The sequence below is a fragment of the Anaerotignum lactatifermentans genome (genome assembly GCF_016902535.1).
Taxonomy (GTDB): domain Bacteria; phylum Bacillota; class Clostridia; order Lachnospirales; family Anaerotignaceae; genus Anaerotignum; species Anaerotignum lactatifermentans_A.
In genome coordinates, this window is the sequence record NZ_JACSNY010000002.1 from 216,696 (window position 1) to 231,626 (window position 14,931).

At 46.3% G+C, this 14,931-nt stretch carries 12 protein-coding genes; 1 reads left to right on the forward strand and 11 read right to left on the reverse strand.

Features of this window, described 5'->3' with window-relative positions; genetic code table 11:
• Nucleotides 1-19: 19 nt before the first annotated feature.
• Nucleotides 20-1,504 (forward strand): recombinase family protein, encoded by a 1,485-nt coding sequence (locus tag H9X84_RS02510; RefSeq protein WP_205132746.1) that lies wholly within the window; start codon nt 20-22, stop codon nt 1,502-1,504.
• On the opposite strand, the gene H9X84_RS02515 is transcribed toward H9X84_RS02510, so the two are convergent.
• The 11 genes from H9X84_RS02515 to H9X84_RS02565 all read right to left on the reverse strand — a co-directional run bounded on the left by H9X84_RS02515 (nt 1,497) and on the right by H9X84_RS02565 (nt 14,920).
• A complete protein-coding gene (locus H9X84_RS02515) occupies nt 1,497-2,102 on the reverse strand; it encodes a polysaccharide deacetylase family protein (protein ID WP_205132747.1) in 606 nt (201 codons plus the stop codon). The genes H9X84_RS02510 and H9X84_RS02515 overlap by 8 nt on opposite strands.
• A 111-nt stretch (nt 2,103-2,213) precedes the next feature.
• Entirely contained in the window at nt 2,214-3,794 is a 1,581-nt protein-coding gene (locus H9X84_RS02520) for a D-alanyl-D-alanine carboxypeptidase family protein (protein WP_205132748.1), read from the reverse strand.
• A 19-nt stretch (nt 3,795-3,813) separates the two neighbouring features.
• A complete protein-coding gene (locus H9X84_RS02525) occupies nt 3,814-4,725 on the reverse strand; it encodes a putative ABC transporter permease (protein ID WP_205132749.1) in 912 nt (303 codons plus the stop codon).
• Nucleotides 4,726-4,742: 17 nt separating this feature from the next.
• Complete coding sequence (gene miaA / locus H9X84_RS02530; protein ID WP_207750510.1) at nt 4,743-5,690, reverse strand: tRNA (adenosine(37)-N6)-dimethylallyltransferase MiaA; 948 nt, start codon at nt 5,688-5,690, stop codon at nt 4,743-4,745.
• A 13-nt stretch (nt 5,691-5,703) separates the two neighbouring features.
• Entirely contained in the window at nt 5,704-7,650 is a 1,947-nt protein-coding gene (gene mutL / locus H9X84_RS02535) for a DNA mismatch repair endonuclease MutL (protein WP_205132750.1), read from the reverse strand.
• Nucleotides 7,651-7,671: 21 nt separating this feature from the next.
• The gene (gene mutS, locus H9X84_RS02540; protein ID WP_205132751.1) at nt 7,672-10,293 is read right to left on the reverse strand and encodes a DNA mismatch repair protein MutS; all 2,622 of its coding nucleotides are present in this window, start codon (nt 10,291-10,293) and stop codon (nt 7,672-7,674) included.
• A gap of 90 nt (nt 10,294-10,383) precedes the next feature.
• Nucleotides 10,384-10,785 carry a YlbF family regulator gene (locus H9X84_RS02545; RefSeq protein WP_205132752.1) on the reverse strand — a complete coding sequence of 134 codons (402 nt, stop codon included), beginning with the start codon at nt 10,783-10,785 and terminating at the stop codon, nt 10,384-10,386.
• Nucleotides 10,786-10,795: 10 nt separating this feature from the next.
• Nucleotides 10,796-12,229 (reverse strand): tRNA (N6-isopentenyl adenosine(37)-C2)-methylthiotransferase MiaB, encoded by a 1,434-nt coding sequence (gene miaB / locus H9X84_RS02550; protein WP_205132753.1) that lies wholly within the window; start codon nt 12,227-12,229, stop codon nt 10,796-10,798.
• Between the two features lie 100 nt (nt 12,230-12,329).
• On the reverse strand, nt 12,330-12,818 hold the full coding sequence (locus H9X84_RS02555) for a prolyl-tRNA synthetase associated domain-containing protein (protein ID WP_205132754.1): 489 nt from the start codon (nt 12,816-12,818) through the stop codon (nt 12,330-12,332).
• A gap of 409 nt (nt 12,819-13,227) precedes the next feature.
• Nucleotides 13,228-14,244 carry a PTS transporter subunit IIC gene (locus H9X84_RS02560; protein ID WP_205132831.1) on the reverse strand — a complete coding sequence of 339 codons (1,017 nt, stop codon included), beginning with the start codon at nt 14,242-14,244 and terminating at the stop codon, nt 13,228-13,230.
• A 160-nt stretch (nt 14,245-14,404) separates the two neighbouring features.
• Nucleotides 14,405-14,920, reverse strand: a complete 516-nt coding sequence (locus H9X84_RS02565; protein ID WP_205132755.1) for a transcription repressor NadR — start codon at nt 14,918-14,920, stop codon at nt 14,405-14,407.
• Nucleotides 14,921-14,931: the final 11 nt, after the last annotated feature.

Below are 14,931 nucleotides of genomic sequence, written 5' to 3' on the forward strand. Positions count from 1 at the left end.
ATCATAGGAGGAATATCATATGATCGCTATTTATGCCAGACAATCCATTGAAAAAAAAGACAGCATCAGTATTGAAAATCAGATTGAATACGCCAAAAGGGAAATCATGACGGATGATTTTAAAGTGTATCAGGACAGCGGTTTTTCCGGAAAGAATACCAATCGCCCTGCCTTTGCGGAAATGATGCGTGATATTGAAGACGGCAGAATCGAAAAGGTTGTTGTATACAAATTGGACCGTATCAGTCGTTCCATTGTTGACTTCGCGGATTTTATAGATGAACTGGAGGAAAAGCAAATCTCTTTTGTGTCTGCTACGGAAAAATTTGATACCTCTACTCCCATGGGACGCGCCATGCTTTATATTGTCGTGGTGTTCGCTCAGCTGGAGCGCGAAACTATTGCCGAACGTGTTCGGGATAATTACTATGCCCGTGTCAAAAAAGGTGCTTGGGGCGGCGGGCCCCCTGCATATGGCTTTGATTTGGTACGCATTACGCTGGATGGGAAAAAGGCTACTTCCTATCAACCTAATGCGGATCTGGATACAGTAGCACGAATTTTTGAACTGTATTCCCGGCCTTTCACCAGCTTAGCAGATGTGCAGAGAGAGTTGATAAAAGATCATATCACTGCTGTCAGTGGTGTCAATTTTAATAATGCAAAACTATCATGTATTTTAAAAAACCCAGCTTATGTAAAGGCGGATGTAGGAATTTATAATTATTACAAAGCCCGTGGGGCAATTCTCGCCAATGAGCCGGAGGAATTTGATGGAATACACGGATGTATCCTCGTTGGAAAAAGAGATGCCAATGAAAGGAAATATAAAGATGTGACAAATCATCTGCTGGCAATAGGTCAACACGAAGGAATCGTTGATAGCACTGTATTTCTTTATTGTCAGGAAAAACTCTCAAAAAATCGACAAATTAAAAACTCAACAAAAGGGAAATATTCCTGGCTTACCGGACTGGTAAAGTGCGGACACTGTGGGTATGCTTTTTCCGTTCGCTGTTCTTATACCAAAGATGGAAAAACTCCTTATTTTGTTTGCTCTGGAAGATATCTTTATAGAACATGTGATGTTAAAAAAACACATAAGGTCATAGATGTAGAAGAACAGGTTCAGGCTAGATTGATAAAAGAGGCGGAAGTGTACCATCTGACGCGACAGAAGAAAGAAAACACTCTAATGAAACAACATCAGCAAAAAATTGCTGAAATAGATAGCAAAATCGAAAACCTAATCTCTACTCTTGAAAACGTTAGTCAAATTTCCGCTGAATATATAAACCAAAGAATTGAATCACTGCACCGTGAGAAACAGCTTTTGATTCACCAATATTCAGAAGCACTTACAGAATACAATACCGTTGAAGTAATACCTTTCAGCGCCAAAGACTGGGAAAATATGTCTCTGGATGATAAAAGAGAAGTAGCAAAAAGTATGATAGATCGGGTAATTTTAAAAGAAGATAGCATAGATGTTATTTTCAAATAAAAAGAGGGGAAACAAAATGTTTCCCCTCTTTTCTTTTTGTATCTAATGTATCTATATCCCATTGAATTACTAGGTAATTGTTCGCGTTAGCGGTTTGAATGACAGTATTGTTGTATTCCCCAAAGGGAGGACGGAAGAGATCCATTTCGATACCGGTCAGTTCTTTGACGGCATTATGGCATTTTTCCAGCTCCTGCGTGATCTGTTCGGCAGAAAGTTGACTCATATGAGGATGTGTTGCGGAATGATTTCCCAGATCATGGCCTGCTTCCGCGATTTTCTTCACTTCTTCCGGATATTTCTCTACCCAGTAGCCGCAAAGAAAAAAAGTGGCCTTGACATCATTTTCCTCTAAGATCCGCAAAAGCTCGTCTGTATCATCTGCTCCCCAGGCCGCGTCAAAGGTGACGGCGACCTTTTTTTCGCTGGTATTTACGCAGTAGATGGGCAGTTCCCGTTTGCCTTCTGCCGACAGGACTGCCGCAGCCTTTTGCGCGGCCGGAGGCAAAAATGCGCCTGCCGCAGCCACAGCCGCAATAAGGATGGCGGCTGCGGCCATGTGTATTTTTCGAATATGGATGGTTTTAAATATCTGCATGGTATTCCCTCCTTTTCCATCATCATATGCGCGGCGGGCTTTTCCATATGTCCCGTAAAAAAGAGGAAAAAAGAACGGCATACTCTCTGCATGCCGTTCCAAGGAATTTATTTATTTGAATCTTCTTCTTCTGCGTCTGCCGGAATTCTTAAAGGTATAACCGCCGCTTCTTCTGCGTCTGCCATAGCGCAGGCGATTCAGGATGAAATAAATCACGACGATTACTACAATCAGGATAACGATTGTAATCAGTCCCTTTAAGGAGAAGATGTGGGAGAACAGTGTCTTCAGGAAATAGTGGATATTGTTCAGAATACCACCTTTTTCGACGTCTGTTCCTGCGTAAAGTGTTTCTGTTCCTATCTGTTTACCATCTACGGAATAGAGGATGGTGCCGACTTCTGCACCCTTTGCAACAGGTGCTTTTACCTGCACAGTGCCGTCTTTATCTTCTGCACGGTATTCATCGTTAATCCGCACTTCAGAAGTGATCTGGTCTTCTGTGCCGGCAGGCAGATAAACAGATTTTGTACTCTGGAATACCAGAGGAATGGTATCCCCCTGAAGCTTGTTCTGCTTCGTCAAAGGCATTTCTGCAACGGCCTCTCCTTGGGCAGCAAGATCTACCTTGGTATAATTATTGAATCCATACTCAAACAGATTGGTAGCGTCTGTCCAGCGTGCGGGATCTTCCGACTGGAAGAGTACGCAGATCAGACTGGTATCGTCTTTTTCCGCAGATGCGGTCAGGCAGTCCCCTGCTTCGTCTGTGAAGCCGGTTTTTATCCCTGTCGCATAAGCGTACTGATATTCGTTGTCTGTAATCAGCAGGTTATGGCTTCTCCATGCATATTCCTGTGTAGTCACGCTGGGGTCATTCTCAAACATATTATTTGCGCCGTCACCGCTGAAGCCTTTTTCTGCGGCGATTTCCGCCAATGTTTCGTTGTTCATAAAGGCGTTGGCAAACAATGCCATATCGTATGCACAGGAATAATGATTTTCGTCATGGTAGCCATGAGCATTGGTAAAGTGGCTGTTGACAGCACCCAATTCCTCCGCCTTCTGATTCATCAAATCTGCAAATATGGTTTCACAGCGGGCAAAATTCAGGTTTTCATCATTTTCCACTCTTTTTGCCACAGCCGCGGCCAATACGTTGGCAGAGTCATTACCGGAAGGGATAATCAGACCACGGATGGCATTTTCAACCGTCAGTGTTTCCCCAAGAACATGACCGGCTTTACTGGAATCCAGGGATACCTCGTTGATCTCTGTTCCAACAGTGATGAGTTCATCCGGCTGAAAATAATCCATTACTACCAGCGCTGTGATGATTTTTGTCATACTGGCAGGATACATTTTCGCCTTGGCATCTTTTTCAAACAGAATGGTGCCGGAATTTCTTTCCACCAGAATACCGCTGGCAGCTGTCAGTTCAGGAGAGCCATCTGCCTGAATCCATGCTTCCTGATACGCAGTGGCTGAAGCGGGAGCAGTTTGTGTATCTGCGTCTGCGGGTTTCTCATTTTCCTCGCTGTCAGAAGGACTTTGTGCTTCAAGATCCGTATTTTCGGTTTCTGTCGTCTGATTGGTATCTGCCCCTTCTTCCTCCTTTCCGCCGCAGCCGGCAGCGCCGATGCAAAGCAAGGCCGCAAGCAGGAAGGCCATCCATCTCTTACCTAATTTCATTTTTTCTGTTCCTCCCTTTTTATTTTCTATTTTTTCTCTTTTCATTGATATGACTGCGAAGATCCTGCAGTTCAAAGTCAAATTTCATGGAGCGCATTCCCGGGAAAGCGCGAAGCAGTCTGCGTTCTGTAAAATTCTGCTGTTCCAGAACACGTACCTTATATTCCAGTTTCTCCCGGATTTCATTGGCGACAAATTCGGCACGCAGGCGTTCCTCCAGCTGCAGCTGTTCGATATCGCCATAGGTTTCTTCCATCCTGTCTTTCCACTCTCGTAAAAACTGAGCGGCAGGAAGATGTTCCAAATGTTCCGCCAGTTCTTTTCTTGCGCTGTAAAGTCTAGTGCTTTCCAGTCTCCGTCGGACATCGTCCGTAGCCTCGCTCAAATGCGCCAGTTTTTCGTTCAGGCGCAGGATGTGCTGCACAGTGACACCGGCATCCGCTACCAGATACATCAGCAACAGTGTACCGGCTGCTTCTCCAAGCAGTGTAGGGATATTGTCAGCCAGTCCCTGAATTACGGGATGGATCACGCGCATCAGCACTATGGTCAGCAGCCCCCATTCTACGGAGCGTTGGAGGCAAACCCGCCCTTTTAGATTCCATTTCTTTTCACTGTAATCCCACCAGGACGCATGGAAGAGTTTTTCCAGTATTGCTGCAATCACATATTCTACCACAGAGGCCAGGAAAAATCCACCGAAAAAGAGAAGAAATACGTGATCTGTAACTGGAGAAAGCAATAGAATCATAAAAAGAGCGCCTACACCGTAAATTGGACAGAAAGGTCCGCTTAAAAAGCCGCGGTTGACCCATTCCTTTGAGGAAATGGAAACAAAAGCAGATTCCATTCCCCATCCCAGAAAGCTGTAAATGATAAAATAATAGAACAGATGAAAGAAATTCTGATCCAGCCATGGTGTTGTCCACATGCATTACACCTTCTTTTTCATTTTTTAATAGAAATACCGCACTGAGAAAGATATGCCAGGATATCCTCCAGAGCAGTCTGGGGATCTGTATGTGACAGATTGATCCATAAACCGTCGATCTGCCTGCGGAACCAGGTCAGCTGCCGTTTGGCGAAGCGGCGGGTTCCCTGTTTTAACTGCGCTACCGCTTCTTCTAATGTGATTTCTCCGGAAAAATAAGGCAGAAATTCTTTATATCCAAGTCCCTGCATGGAAACCAGGCTGCCATCGTAGCCGCGATTCAACAATCCTCTGACTTCCTCAAGCAATCCCGCTTCTATCATCAGGTCCACTCTTTTTTCAATTCTTTCATATAGTTGATCCCGGTCCATAGTCAAAAGTATAACTGCCGCCGCATAAGGAGATGATTTTTGTTTTTGAGCAGCGTTGTGGACAGAAAATTTCTCTCCTGTGAAATGATGATATTCCAGTGCCCGTGTTACCCGTTTAACATTATTGGCATGGGTTGTGGCGGCATATTCCGGATCAATGACCAGCAGTTCTTTGTAAAGGCTATCCGGCCCTTCCCGCTGGGCTTTTTCGTAGCAGGCCAGACGAAAGCTTTCGTCCCCCTCTGTTTCCGTAAATTCATTATCATACAGCAAGGCATTCAGATAAAAGCCTGTGCCTCCCACTACAATGGGAATATGTCCACGCTGCCAGATCTCTTCCATATAGGCTTTGGCCTTTTCCTGAAAGATCATGGCATTGTATTCCTCGTCCGGCATCAGTTCATCCACCAGAAAATGCGGTACGCCATCCGCCTCCTCCGGCGTTACCTTTGCCGTTCCAATATCCATATAACGATAAACCTGCATGGAATCGCCGGAAATAATTTCTCCGCCGATTTGCTTTGCCAGCAGGATGGACATGGCGGTTTTGCCGCAGGCAGTGGGACCTCCTATGACAATGAGAGGTTTTTTCATAATGATCCCTCTTTCAATCCTGAATTCGTTTAAACATTTTTTCCATTTGGTATTTCGTCCACTCTACAATGGTAGGCCGTCCATGAGGACAGGTAAAAGGGTTTTCCAGCTTCAGCAGATCCTCAATAAGCCGATCGGCTTCCTGCACACTCAGTCTGTCATGGCCCTTTACTGCGGCCTTACATGCCATGGTCGCTACGGTCATCAGTTTCATATCATAAAGGCTGACGGGGCTTTCTGTTTCCAGCTGATCCAGAATTTCCGTGAAAAATCCGGTGCCGCTGGGGGATTTCATCAGAAATGGCACAGCACAGAGTGCATATTCTTTTCCGCTAAATTCCTCGATCCCAAAGCCAAAGCCTTCCAGAAGGGTCTGATTTTCCCGCAGCACTTCCTTTTCTCTTTCTGTCAGCCGCAGCATCACCGGTGTCAAAAGCCGCTGGGAAACGATACTCTGTTCTTTAAATTCTTTCATGAGCCGTTCGAACAGAATACGTTCATGGGCGGCATGCTGGTCAATGAGGTACAGGCATTCTCTCTGCTCTACCAGCCAATAGGTATCAAATACCTGCCCTACAATGCGGTAGTTCTGAAAGAAAGGTGTTTTTTCCGCTTCCTTTGGTGCCGGTGCGGCTGTTTGCTTCGCTGTTTCTGCCTCTTCCAGCACAAAGTCTTTTGGCAAAGACGCTGCCTGCACGTTTTCTTTTTGATAGGAGACACCGTCCTCCCGCACAGAAGTCTTTTGAGATGTGTTGCGCTTGAGGAGCTGATCTACACTGCGTCCTCCGCCGGGAGCCGGTGCCTCTTTTTCCCGTTGTGTATAAGAAATATCCTGTCTCGCCGGGGATGATTCTGTTCTGGGAAAAGCAGGCACGGCTTCTTTCGGTTTCAGCCAGGAGGACAGTGTTTGCTGTTCTGTCTTTTCTGCCTGCGGCGGTGCTTTCTTTTCCAGATTCGCTCTGGGGATCAGCACTTGACCGGAAAAGGCCGAGGAAATGGCGTCATAGAAGAAATCATAGACTTCATCATCGTTTTTGAAGCGCACTTCCAGCTTTGCAGGATGTACATTAACATCCACCAGAGAGGGATCTACCTCCAGATTCAAAACATAAACGGGGAATTTCCCAATCATAATCCTTGTTTTGTAGGCATCCTCCACAGCGGAGGAAACAATGGAATTTTTGATGAATCTGCCATTGATAAACAGATTTTCATAATTCCGGTTGCCCCTGGAAAGCTCCGGCTTGCCAATAAGGCCTGTAACACGATAATCTCCTTTGGCATAGGAAATTTCCATCATAGCGTTGGCGGCTTCTTTTCCATAAACATAAAAAACGGAAGCTCTGCCGTCGCCGTTGCCGGAGGTGTGGAGGATAGAAGCGCCGTTATTGATATAGCAAAAGGACATTTCCGGATGCCCCAGCGCCAGCTTATTCATCAGATCGGAAACATAACTGCTTTCTGTAGCCGGCTTTTTCAGGAACTTCCTTCTTGCGGGCACATTATAAAACAGATTCTGCACTACAACAGTAGTACCTTCCGTGCAGGCCACATCCTGTATGGTTTTTACCTCGCCGCCGCTGATCTGGATCAATGTACCCATTTCCTCGTCCTTTGTTTTCGTTGTCATTTCCACCTGGGCCACCGCCGCAATAGAAGCCAGTGCTTCACCCCGGAACCCCATGGTAAAAATATGCTCCAGATCCTCGATCTGGGAAAGCTTACTGGTAGAATGACGCAGAAACGCTTCTTTTACCTGATCTTTGGGTATACCGCAGCCATTGTCGGTGACACGGATATAGGAAGTACCGCCTTCCCGGATCTCTACAGTCACAGTGCTGGCACCGGCATCCATAGCGTTTTCTGTCAGTTCCTTTACAACGGACTTAGGGGATTCTACCACTTCCCCCGCCGCGATTTTATTGATGGTTTTTTGGTCCAGAAGCTGTATCTTTTGCAAGTACCTTCCTCCCTTCCAAAGTTACATGCCCTTTGCTCTTTTTTGCAGGTCAAAGAGTTTTTGCAGTGCCTCCATAGGCGTCATGGCCATAATATCCAGCTTTTTGATTTCCTCCAGCATCTGCGTTTCCTCCAGATGGAACATATCTACCTGCTGGGCCGTTTCCTCCGCCTGTTCCCTGGATTCCGCGGCAATCCGTTTTGCTTTTTTGGTAATGTCTGCCGCGTTCAGCTGTTTTAGAATCTGGTTGCTGCGCTTGATGACCTTGTTGGGCAGACCTGCCAGTCTGGCTACTTGTACGCCATAGCTGTGATCGGCGCCGCCACGCTTGATTTTGCGAAGGAAAATAATGTCTTCGCCCTGTTCCTGTACGGCAACACAGTAATTTTTTACACCGGCCAGTTTTCCTTCCAATTCGGAAAGCTCATGATAATGTGTCGCAAATAATGTTTTCGCACCAATGACTTTAGGGTCTGCCACATATTCCAGCACAGCCCAGGCAATACTCAGCCCATCAAAGGTGCTGGTTCCTCTGCCGATCTCATCCAGGATCAACAGACTTTTGGATGTGGCGTTATGGAGGATATTAGCAACCTCCGTCATTTCTACCATAAAGGTACTCTGCCCCGCGCTTAGGTCGTCTGAGGCGCCGACTCTGGTAAAAATGCGGTCCACAATGCCGATATGAGCACTGTCAGCAGGTACAAAGCTACCCATCTGCGCCATCAGTACAATCAGCGCCGTCTGACGCATATAGGTAGATTTCCCTGCCATATTTGGGCCGGTGATGATAGCCAGACGGGTCTCGTCATTGTCTAAATAAGTGTCATTGGGAATAAACTGTCCATCCATCAGCTTTTCCACAACGGGATGACGCCCGCCTTTGATGTCGATGACATCTCCGTCATCTACCACCGGCTTGACATAGTTTCTGGAAGAAGCGACTTCCGCCAGAGACTGAAGCACATCCAGTTCGGAAATGATATGGGCACAGAATTGAATCCGTTCCACTTCCGCGGCTACCGCGTTTCTGATTTCCGTAAACAGGTCATATTCCAGAGAAACGATTTTTTCCTCGGAGCCTAAAATCAATTCCGCCAGATCATTTAATTCCGGTGTAATAAACCGTTCGCAGTTAGCCAGCGTCTGTTTTCGGATGTAATTGTCCGGCACATCCTCCAGATTGGATTTTGTGACCTCAAGATAGTAGCCAAATACTTTATTATAGCGGATTTTCAGATTTTTGATGCCTGTTTTTTCCCGTTCTTCTTCCTCCATCTGGTGAATCCAGGAAGTGCCTTCTTTTTTTGCCCGACTGTAGGTATCCAATTCGTCACAATAGCCTTCCCTAATCATGCCGCCTTCCCTTACGGTAAAGGGAGGGTCCTCTACGATGGCTTTTTCGATCAGTTCATGGATATTTTCCAGAGGGTCCAGTTTTTCATATAACTCTCTGAGGCATCCGCTTTTGCAGCGCATCAGAATATTTTTCAAAAGAGGTAAATTGGCGATAGAGTTTTTCAGCATGGCCAGATCTCTGGCGTTGGCATTCTGGTATACCACACGGCTCATAATACGCTCAAAGTCGTACATGGTCCGCAGAACATCCTTGATTTCTTCCCGCAGAAAAAGGTCGTTTTTCAGTTCCTCTACGCCATCCAGACGCTTACGGATTTCCTCAGCCTGCAAAAGAGGCTGCTCTACCCATTTGCGCATCATACGGGCACCCATGGCCGTTTTGGTTTCATCCAGTACCCCCAGCAAAGAACCACGTTTGTTTTTCTCCCGCATGGTCTCTGTCAGCTCCAGATTTCGTCTGCTGGCCACATCCAAAGGCATGAAGTCCCCTGTGGTATAATATTTTACGGCAGAAATATGCTCCAGTCCATTTTTCTGGGTTTCCAGCAAATACCACATGAGCCCGCCCGCCGCGGAAATCGCCTGAGGTTTCTTTTCCAGACCAAATCCATCCAGAGAAGCCACATGAAAATGATCCTCCAGTGTTTTTTTTGCCGTGCGGTGAGAAAACATCCGCTCGTCGATATCGTTTAAATAAATTTGAAAACGTTTCTTAATTTCTTCCGCAAGAGGATGCTCCTTTAAGCCCTCGTTGCAGATCAGTTCCGCCGGAGAAAATCTGGCGATTTCATCCAGTATTTTGCTGGCGGCCAGAATTGTAGGAAACTGTGTGGTCTGGAATTCTCCTGTGGTAACATCACAGACTGCCAGCCCATAGCCGCTTTTTTCCCCATAAACCGCCATAATGTAATTATTTTTTGATTCATCCAATACACTCTGGTCTAACAATGTACCCGGCGTAATGACACGGATGACGTCCCGTTTGACAATCCCTTTGGCAAGTTTCGGGTCCTCCACCTGCTCACAGATCGCTACTTTGTAGCCCTTTTCCACCAGCCGGGCGATATATCCGTCGGCGCTGTGGAAAGGGACACCGCACATGGGGGCCCGTTCTTCCTGCCCCCAGTCTTTTCCTGTCAGCGTAATCTCCAGCTCCTTGGAGGCGATGACGGCGTCTTCAAAAAACATTTCGTAAAAATCTCCCAAACGGAAAAAAAGCAGACAATGCTTGTAATTTTCTTTGATCGCAAAGTACTGCTGCATCATGGGCGTTATTTTAGCCATCTGTCTCCCTCCTGTGTTTTCTCCGTTTTACAGCAAACCCGAACCCCTGTTTTGTCAGAGGTTCGGGCAGATATACGCTCTTTTGCTTCATCAATGGCAGCCGCCGCCGCAGGATGCGCAGGCGGAAGGACTGCAGCCGCCCTCAGCGGGGTCTTCCCCGGAAAGAGTTGCAGTAATGATATTAAATACAGACTGCATGAAGTTGTTGAAATTCATTTCTGCGGTATACAGATCAGCAGCCAGCTTGTTGTTTTTAATCATTTCGCCCTTGGCTTTCATTTCTTCGGAAAATCTCTTCTGCTCTTCGGGAGAGATGCCGCCAGCCTGGATTTTAGCCTGAAATTCTTCGTGAAGCTTTGTGTATTCTTCTACGGTCTTGGAAATTTCGGGATCTTCTTCATATGCCTTTTTTGCAGCCAGCAGAGCCTCTACCTGAGGTGTTTTCTGCAGTTCTTCTCCTAATGTTCTTGCCAGTTCGTATACACTTGCCATGTTTGTCACCTTAAACCCTTTCTCCAATAAAATAAAATGTTTTGTTTTCTATAATTTTTACGGGAACCATCTGCCCGATAAGGCTCTTGTCCCCGGCAAAATGCACCAGTCCGTTTTCTTCGGTACGTCCTGTCAGAATATGCTCATCCTGCTTGTTTACTTCCTCTGCCAGCACCAGTACGGTTCTGCCGACCTGTTCCTCGCTTACCTCATGCACGATGGGGTTAAGCACATGCAGCATACGATCGAAACGATCTTTTACCACATCTTCCGGTACCTGATTTTCCATAGTTGCAGCCGGTGTTCCGGTACGTTTGGAATATATAAAGGTAAAGGCTGTGCAGTAGCGCACCTTCCGGATTACATCCAGTGTTTCCTGGAAATCTTCCTCCGTCTCTCCGGGGAACCCAACGATGATATCTGTACTGAGCGTGATGCCCGGCATAGCCTCTTTCACCTTCCGCACCAGTTCCAGATAATCTTCCTTGGTGTATTTCCGGTTCATCCGGCGCAGAATTTCTGTGCTGCCGGACTGGAAGGGAAGATGGAGGTTCTTGCAGACCTTGTCACATTCCTTCATGGCCTGAATCAGTTCATCGGACATATCCTTAGGATGAGATGTCATAAAACGGATTCTTTCGATGCCGTCGATCTCATTGACCATACGAAGCAGCTGGGCAAAAGAGACAGGATGCTCCAAAGTCTTGCCATAGGAATTTACATTCTGTCCCAGCAGCATGACCTCTTTTACACCATCCGCTGCTAAAGCTCTGATTTCCTGAAGGATATCCTCCGGCTCTCTGCTTCTTTCACGTCCCCGTACATAAGGTACAATGCAGTAGGAACAGAAATTGTTGCAGCCGAACATGATGTTTACGGAAGCCTTATAAGGGAAATGACGGATGCTGGGCAGATCCTCCACGATCTCCTCCTGCTGCTGCCAGATGTCAAAAATGGTACTGCCGCTTTCCTGTCTTGCCAGAATCAGTTCCGGCAGCTTGTATAGGTTGAATGTGCCGAATACCAGATCTACGTGACGGTATTTTTTCCGGATGGTTTCCAGCACTGTATCCTGCTGCATCATGCAGCCGCACAATGCCACAATGGCGTTTGGGTTTTTGCTTTCTTTGTAATGTTTCAGCCATCCCAGTTTACCATATACTTTCAGTTCTGCGTTTTCTCTGACACAGCAGGTATTGTATATGATAAAATCGGCATCCGTTTCTTCTTCAGTGCGGATATAGCCCATCTCATCCAGCATACCTTCCAGCTTTTCGCTATCGTGGGCGTTCATCTGACATCCCATTGCCAGACTGTAAAATTTCTTTTGTTCTCCTGTTTTTTTGAAATATTCGTCGTTTTGCTGACGAATCTGTCGGATATATTCCATCTGCCTTGCCAGTTCCGCTTCTGCGGGTATAGCAACGGTTCTCTGTTTTTCCATGTGATTTCCTTTCCTATTGTTATGATTATACTGCCGTTAAGCCGTATCAACAAATTATACCATATCTTGCGATACTGCTCAATGGTTTCTTGCAGTTGTTTTACAGAGAAAGGAAACGAACCTCATTGCCGTGTTCCCGAACGATCTTTTCCAGGTCAGAAAAAGCGAGAAAAACAGAGGCAGTGTTGTCATTGGGATGTACGCCAATGGTACCGGCAGTGCGGAAATCCTCATCAAAAATCACTTCCACTGCACGATTTTCGTCATTCAGTATCCCCAGAGGTGTAACAGAGCCCTTTTTAAGACCAAGATATTTTTCCAGACGTTCCTCTGATGCAAAAGACAGTCTTCCAGCGCCGATCATTTCTCCAAGAGATTTTAGATCTGCCCGCTTGTCTTCTCGGATCACCACCAGAAAATGACGCTTTCCCTTTGCATCCCGCAGAAAAAGATTTTTCGCGATATCCTCTTCTTTTTCCAGACCCAGTGCCATCATTTCCTCAATGGTATATACAGGCGCGTGGTCGAACCAGGTATGTTCAACGCCTTTTTCTTTTAAAAACTGCTTGATTTCTTCTTTTTGATACATATGCTTCCCGCCTTTCTTGCTTCATTATATCCGCAGTACGCAAAAAAGTAAATCATTCCTTGATTTTCCGGGAAATGTTTACAAATTGTTCATACTCTCTCCATAGGATATTCACACAAGTATTATATGATATAAGTGTCCAAAGCAAGGGCAAAGCAGTTAAGACATAGTAATACATACCCTCCCCTTTAAAGAAAATCCTACTTCCAAAAGAATGTAGGATTTTCGACGTTTTTGTGAGAATATTCTTGACAGGGTTTTCGCTTACGGATACTCTAGAATCAGGAGAGGAACGCAAGCTCGTTGCGGACGTCTGCCGGGAGCGTTATGGCATCCGGCACTTGCTCACTCTGTTTTGCTTAAATTTTGTAAAAGAAAGGAAGTCCTTTTCGGACTTCCTTTCTTCGTTCTATAAAATATCCAGTTTCATATCTCCGAATTTGATATATCCTTTTTTCCGCATCCATTCGGAAAAAATCAGTGTCAGTACAGCGGGCAGTATAAAATGCAGCAGCAAAATCTGGAACAGGAGCACTCCCGCCCCCCGGTCTGCCGCCATGGTCTGCCATGTCATGATTTGTCCCACAAGACCGCTGGTGCCCATACCACCGCCGGCGGGGTTATTTTCCATATGAAATACTACCGTGGCCACAGGACCAAGAATAGCGGAAGCCAGTGTAGGCGGTATCCATATTTTGGGGTTCTTTACGATATTGGAAATCTGCAGCATGGAGGTACCGATGCCCTGAGCCAGAAGGCCGTCCCATTTGTTTTCCCGTAAGCTGGCAACAGCAAAGCCAATCATCTGAGCGGAACATCCTACGGTTGCCGCTCCGGCAGGCAGCCCTGACAGCCCCAGAATAATGGAAAGCGCCGCGGAACTGATGGGCAGAGTCAGGGCCATGCCCATGACTACGGAAATAACGATACCCATAAGAAAAGGCTGCAGCTGTGTAGCTACATTGATGGCATTACCCAGCCACTGCATCCCCGCGGACAGAGGCGGCCCTAAAATAATGCCGGCCAGACCGCCGGCGAATATGGTTACCGCCGGCGTTACGATAATATCTACTTTCGTTTTGCCGGAAACAAGATGTCCCAGCTCTGCGCCGACAAGTACAGCTAAAAAGGACCCAAGGGGATCACCGGAACCGGTCAATAAAACGGCGCCGCTTTCCTGAAGGAGCGTTCCGCTGGCCGCAGCCGCCGCGTTGGCGCCGATAAATCCGGTCACTGCGGAAGAAAAAACGACCATTCTGGGCATTTCCATAACATAGGCTATGCCGACACCAATGGCTGGCCCTGTACAGAATGTTGCTAGCGTTCCGATCAGCAGAATAAAATCTCCCGCTACGCCGCCAACCAATCCGCCGATCTGTTTCAAAATCAGCCCAACGATCAATGTACAGAACAACCCCAGAGCCATTCCGTTCAGTCCCTGGATCAGATACCGGTGTACCAGCCGTTGCAGCAATGTTTTTTCTTTCAAAAAAATACCTCCTAACGCAAACTGTATATACACATATATTTACATCAGGAAATATCGTATCATATTCTTGAATTGGAAGCAAGTTCTTTTTCCGTTTTCATTGGGAAAGAAGAAACCCTGTTTTTTTCAATGCGGTGCAGATTTCATCCAGTGTAGTTTCTTCCTCTGCGGCGATCAAATGGGTATGTACCCCTTTTGTCAGCTCTAACAGCGGCATGCAGCCGGTTTCTTCTGTTTTATGCAGAAAGTCCATGATGTCTTTTCTGCTTTTGATATTCAGAGATTCGCCGACAGTTCCATAGATGGGATGGTTGACATGGGTCTGAAGAATATTTCCACCCAGATCTACAATAATCTGCAATTCTTTTTCGATTTCTTCTTTGCTGTGACAGACCTGAATCTCCCGTTTTTTTAAATTATCTGTATTTTTTTCCAAAAGATATCCTCTGGCGGTAGGGATGATTTTCATTCCTTCTGCTTTGATGATGCCCATATCCTTTACGATGACCTGACGTGTGACGCCAAAGGTATCCGCCAGCGTTTTTCCGCTCAAGGGCTGGGTACTGTTTTCCAGCATTTCTTTTATTTTTTGCCGTCGTTCTTCGCTTTTCATACCCTGCCCCC

Coding starts and splice junctions, on each gene's coding strand:
- H9X84_RS02565 (WP_205132755.1), bottom strand. CDS start 14,920: ATGAAAAGCGAAGAACGACGGCAAAAAATAAAAGAAATGCTGGAAAAC.
- H9X84_RS02560 (WP_205132831.1), bottom strand. CDS start 14,244: ATGGCTCTGGGGTTGTTCTGTACATTGATCGTTGGGCTGATTTTGAAA.
- H9X84_RS02525 (WP_205132749.1), bottom strand. CDS start 4,725: ATGTGGACAACACCATGGCTGGATCAGAATTTCTTTCATCTGTTCTAT.
- miaB (WP_205132753.1), bottom strand. CDS start 12,229: ATGGAAAAACAGAGAACCGTTGCTATACCCGCAGAAGCGGAACTGGCA.
- H9X84_RS02510 (WP_205132746.1), top strand. CDS start 20: ATGATCGCTATTTATGCCAGACAATCCATTGAAAAAAAAGACAGCATC.
- H9X84_RS02520 (WP_205132748.1), bottom strand. CDS start 3,794: ATGAAATTAGGTAAGAGATGGATGGCCTTCCTGCTTGCGGCCTTGCTT.
- H9X84_RS02555 (WP_205132754.1), bottom strand. CDS start 12,818: ATGTATCAAAAAGAAGAAATCAAGCAGTTTTTAAAAGAAAAAGGCGTT.
- H9X84_RS02515 (WP_205132747.1), bottom strand. CDS start 2,102: ATGCAGATATTTAAAACCATCCATATTCGAAAAATACACATGGCCGCA.
- mutS (WP_205132751.1), bottom strand. CDS start 10,293: ATGGCTAAAATAACGCCCATGATGCAGCAGTACTTTGCGATCAAAGAA.
- miaA (WP_207750510.1), bottom strand. CDS start 5,690: ATGAAAAAACCTCTCATTGTCATAGGAGGTCCCACTGCCTGCGGCAAA.
- H9X84_RS02545 (WP_205132752.1), bottom strand. CDS start 10,785: ATGGCAAGTGTATACGAACTGGCAAGAACATTAGGAGAAGAACTGCAG.